The 4579-nt window shown below is 65.3% G+C and carries 3 protein-coding genes; 1 reads left to right on the plus strand and 2 read right to left on the minus strand.

Features of this window, described 5'->3' with window-relative positions; all coding sequences use genetic code 11:
* A partial coding sequence (purM, locus tag HMPREF9440_RS02260; protein ID WP_008541092.1) for a phosphoribosylformylglycinamidine cyclo-ligase occupies positions 1 to 927 on the plus strand: 927 nt, incomplete at its 5' end.
* 59 nt (positions 928 to 986) lie between these two features.
* Here purM and miaA read toward each other — a convergent pair.
* Positions 987 to 1922: a tRNA (adenosine(37)-N6)-dimethylallyltransferase MiaA gene (gene miaA, locus HMPREF9440_RS02265; protein WP_008541093.1), complete on the minus strand. Its 936-nt coding sequence runs from the start codon at positions 1920 to 1922 to the stop codon at positions 987 to 989.
* On the minus strand, positions 1922 to 4123 hold the full coding sequence (gene mutL, locus HMPREF9440_RS02270) for a DNA mismatch repair endonuclease MutL (RefSeq protein WP_040763252.1): 2202 nt from the start codon (positions 4121 to 4123) through the stop codon (positions 1922 to 1924). Before mutL ends, miaA begins: the two co-directional genes overlap by 1 nt.
* Between the last annotated feature and the right edge of the window lie 456 nt (positions 4124 to 4579).

A 4579-nucleotide genomic window follows, 5' to 3' on the forward strand; every position in this document is an offset into this window, starting at 1 on the left:
GTCTTGGGCTCCATCGGCGGCTTCGGCGCGCTCTTCGAAGTCGGCAACGACTACAAGAACCCCGTGTTGGTGACGGGGACGGACGGCGTGGGCACGAAGCTCATGCTCGCCTTCCAACTCGGCCGCCACGACACGGTCGGTCAGGACCTGGTCGCCATGAGCGTGAACGACATCCTCGTGCAGGGTGCGAAGAGCCTCTTCTTCCTCGACTACTTCGCCTGCGGGAAGCTCGACGTCGACGTCGCCGCCCGCGTGGTGACGGGGGTCGCCAAGGGCTGCGAGCTGGCCGGTTGCGCCCTGATCGGCGGCGAAACCGCCGAGATGCCCGGCATGTACCCCGAAGGCGAATACGACCTCGCGGGCTTCGCCGTGGGCGTCGTCGAAAAGGACCGCATCATCGACGGGACGCGCATCGCCCAGGGGGACGTCATTCTGGGTTTGGCGTCGAGCGGCCCGCACTCGAACGGCTTTTCGCTCATCCGCAAGGTGGTCGACGTCGCCGGCGCCGACTGGTCGATGCCCTTTGACGGCGCGACGCTTGCGGACCGCGTGATGGAACCGACCCGCATCTACGTGAAGTCCGTTCTGGAAGTCCTGAAGACGGTCGACATCAAGGGCATGGCCCACATCACCGGGGGCGGCCTCATCGAAAACGTGCCCCGCGTGCTGCCCGAAGGCGTTCAGGCCCGCATCGACGGGAAGAGCTGGACGCGTCCCGCGATCTTCGACTGGCTCGAAGAAAAGGGCAACATCGACCGCCACGAAATGCACCGCGTCTTCAACAACGGCATCGGCATGGTCGTGATCGTCTCGGCGGAAGAGGCCGAACGCGCCCGCGCCGCCTTCGCTGCGCAGGGCGAAACGGTCTTCACGATCGGCACAGTCGAAGCGCTCCCCGAAGGGGAAGCCCGTTGCGTTGTCTGCTGAGCAGCTTGACCTGAGAATCAGGGCCGCAGCTCCTTCGAGGAGCTGCGGCCCATTTGTTTTCACCGACAGCGTTCCGCCGCCGCGAGAACGGCTTCGAACGCTCCCGGCCGGAAGGGATCCACCCACAGAACGTCCTCGGGCATCCCGCGAAGCCACGTGAGCTGGCGCTTCGCCAACTGACGCGTCGCCGCGATGCCGGCCAACCGGAAGGCCGCCGCATCGGTTTCGCCCTTCAGGTACGCGACCGCCTGGCGGTACCCCACCGCCCGCATGGCGGGGCTCTCGGGGTCGAAGTCCGGACGCGCCATCAGGCGGCGGACTTCTTCGAGAAACCCTTGGGCGAGCATCTGGTCGAAGCGCACTTCGATGCGCTTGTGAAGGAGTTGGCGGTCTTCGGGCACCAACCCGACCGTGAGGAAGGGAAAAGGCGGATCTTTGGGCGCCGTATGAAAGCTCGACAAGGGCTTGCCCGTCATGCGCCAGACTTCAAGCGCACGGCCGATCCGCTGTGAATCGTTGGGTGCCAAACGCGCCGCCGTCACGGGGTCGACTTCCGCCAATTTTGCGTGCATCGCGGGCCAACCCAACTCGGCCGCTTCCCGCGCCACCGCTTCGCGGACCTCCGGAGGCGTGGAAGGCATGTCGTTCAGGCCTTCGCGCAGCGCCTTTGCGTAAAGCATCGTGCCGCCCACGATGAGAGGGAGGTTTCCGCGCGCCCGGATTTCCGGCACCAGGCGCACCGCGTCCGCCACGAAGTCCGCCGCGCTGTAGCTCTCGCCGATATCACGGACGTCCAGGAGATGGTGCGGGCAGACCGCCCGCTCCGCGGCCGTCGGCTTGGCGCTTCCCACGTCCATTCCACGGTAGACGAGCGCCGAGTCGATCGAAATGACCTCCGACGGGATGCGCTTCGCGATCTCCAACGACATCGCGGACTTCCCCGAAGCCGTGGGTCCCAAAAGAAGAAGTGCGATGGGCTTCTGCGAGACTTCCATCAGCGCCCCCGCATGAAGAGCTTGTCGAGCTCTGCCAACGTCACCTGCGTCCACGTGGGGCGGCCGTGATTGCACTGGTCGCTCCGCTCCGTACGCTCCATCGAGCGGAGAAGCGCATTCATCTCCTCCATCGTGAGACGGCGGTTGGCGCGCACCGATCCGTGGCAGGCCATCGTGGCGAGGATGTGGTTGCGCTTTTCAAGGACGACGCGGGACTCTCCGAATTCCGCAAGGTCCGCGAGGACCTCGCGGACCATCGTCTCGAGCTCTTCACCCGCCACGTCGGAGATCACCGAGGGAACGCTTCGGATCACGAGGCTCCGCTCGCCCGCAGGGCTGAGGTCCAGCCCCATCGCGCGGAGCTCGTCCGCGTGCGCCTGGGCGTTCGCGACCTCCGTCACCGTCGCCTGCATCACCTGAGGAATGAGGAGCGGCTGCACGGGCAGACGCCCTTCGTCCGCATCCTTCTTCAGCTTCTCGTACGTGATCCGCTCGGCGGCGGCATGCATGTCGACGATGACGAGGCCCTCTTCGTTTTCCGCAAGCACGTAGATCCCGGCCACCTGCGCGAGGGGGCGGCCCAGCATGCCCCAAAGGGGCTGCGGCTCGGCCGCAGGTTGCGGCATAGGAGCGGCAACCCGGACTTCGGGAACCTCATGGTGGACCTCCGCGGCGGAACCGTCGTCCACCAAAGCACCTGCGCTCTCCGGCAGATCGTCGACCGGCAGCGGCGCAGGGACTTCGCCCTGCGCTTGGGCGGAAGGCGCCGCCCAAACGTCTTCCGAAACGGACGGAGCAACCACTCCGGCACATTCCCTCTCAACCTCCGTGTCGTTCGGCATGGGCGGCGTCGGCGGCATGAGAGAGGTGGACGGGGCAGCGCCTTCAGCCGAAACCGTGACGGCCTCCCGCTGTCCGGGAGTGGGCTCCTGCGTCGGAAGAGACGGTTCATCCCTGACGCCCTCCATGAGCGACAGGGCGGCCTCAACCGCCGTTGCGCTCGGCATCTCCGAGTGATGATGCGAAGCGGCGGGGCGTCCGGCGAAGCCGGTAGACCCCGCATGAAATGGGGCGGGAGGCACCGGCGCGGACGACGTCGCCCGCACCGCGGCATGGAAGCCGTCAAAAAGCGAGGGCGTCGTGGGCGCGGGAGAAGATGCGGCAGGTTCCGAAGACTTGGGCGCAACCGTGGGTTCGGCGGAAGCGGAGGCAGGCGCCAACGCGGTCTCCACCGCCTTCTGCACGAAGGCGTGGATGCGGCCCGAATCCCGGAAGCGCACTTCGGTCTTCGTCGGATGCACGTTGACGTCGACTTCCGTGGGGGCAATCGTCAGAAATAGACAGTAGGAGGGCTGCAGCTGCCCGTGAAGCACGTCCTGATAGGCCGCACGCACGGCGTGCGCGAAGACGCGGTCGCGCACGAACCGGCCGTTGACGAACAGGTACTGCGCGTCGGCCTTCGCCTTCGCGGCGGCGGGGAGTCCCACGATCCCCACCAAGCTCATCGATCCGGCCTCCATGTCGACGACGCGGTGGTTCACTTCGAGACGGCTAGGCAGAATCTTCAACGCACGGCCTTCCAAGTCGGGCGAGGCCGGGAGGTTCAGCATCTCCCGCCCGTTGTTCCAAAGCCGGAAGCTCACCTGCGGGTTCGCAAGCGCGATGCGGCTCACCTGATCCGCGATGTGCGCGGCTTCGGTGGTTTCGCTCTTCATGAATTTGCGCCGGGCGGGCGTCTTGTAGAAGAGGTCCCTCACCTCGATGCGGGTGCCCCGCGTCGTGCCGGCCGCGGGGGTGACTTCACCACCCTCAATCTTCCACGTGCGCGTCGCGCCTTCGGCGAGACTCTGCACCGACACCGCCGCCACCGCGTCGATCGACGCCAGCGCCTCGCCCCGGAAACCGAGACTCGTCACGTTTTCGAGTTCGAAAAGGTTGCGAATCTTGCTCGTGGCGTGGCGCTTCAGGGCGAGCCCCAACTCTTCCTTTGGGATCCCGCAGCCGTCGTCGGTCACGAGGATGCGCTTCAAGCCCCCGCCCTCGATGCGGATCTCGATCGAGGTGGCCCCTGCGTCGACGGCGTTCTCCACCAGTTCCTTCACGACGGACGCCGGCCGCTCGATCACTTCGCCCGCGGCGATCTGGCTGATGAGCTCCGAGGGGAGCTCCTGAATTTCCCTGCGCGCTGCGCTCTCTTTCATTCCGACTTCCTCAAGGGCACCTGGGGACACGTATACGGATGTGCAAAGTCTCATTCGCCCCAAGGTGACGGCGTAACAGCGAAGCGGCTCGACCACCTCCTTGAGGTTGTCCGCCGCTCCCGAACGGACTTCAAGCATACCCCATTGCCGACATCCATCCCGTCAGCGTACGCCCTGCGAATGAGCCCATCCGTCGAAGGAATCATGAGACATACGAGCTTGATGACAGTCTTGCGCTCGAATCACCCCGACATCAAGGACACACCCTCCGTACGCGACGAACTCCTTCGAAAGGTCAAATTCTCGCATCGAAGCTCGGCTATGATTGAAAATTTCAAATCGAACCGGACTTGCTGACCGACAAGAACAGGCAAACCGCAAATCCGCCCCTCGGAACACTCGGAGCCACATCTCCCAACGTCACGCATGACCGTCACGAGACTTCCGAGCGATTTC

Source organism: Sutterella parvirubra YIT 11816, from assembly GCF_000250875.1.
Classification (GTDB): domain Bacteria; phylum Pseudomonadota; class Gammaproteobacteria; order Burkholderiales; family Burkholderiaceae_F; genus Sutterella; species Sutterella parvirubra.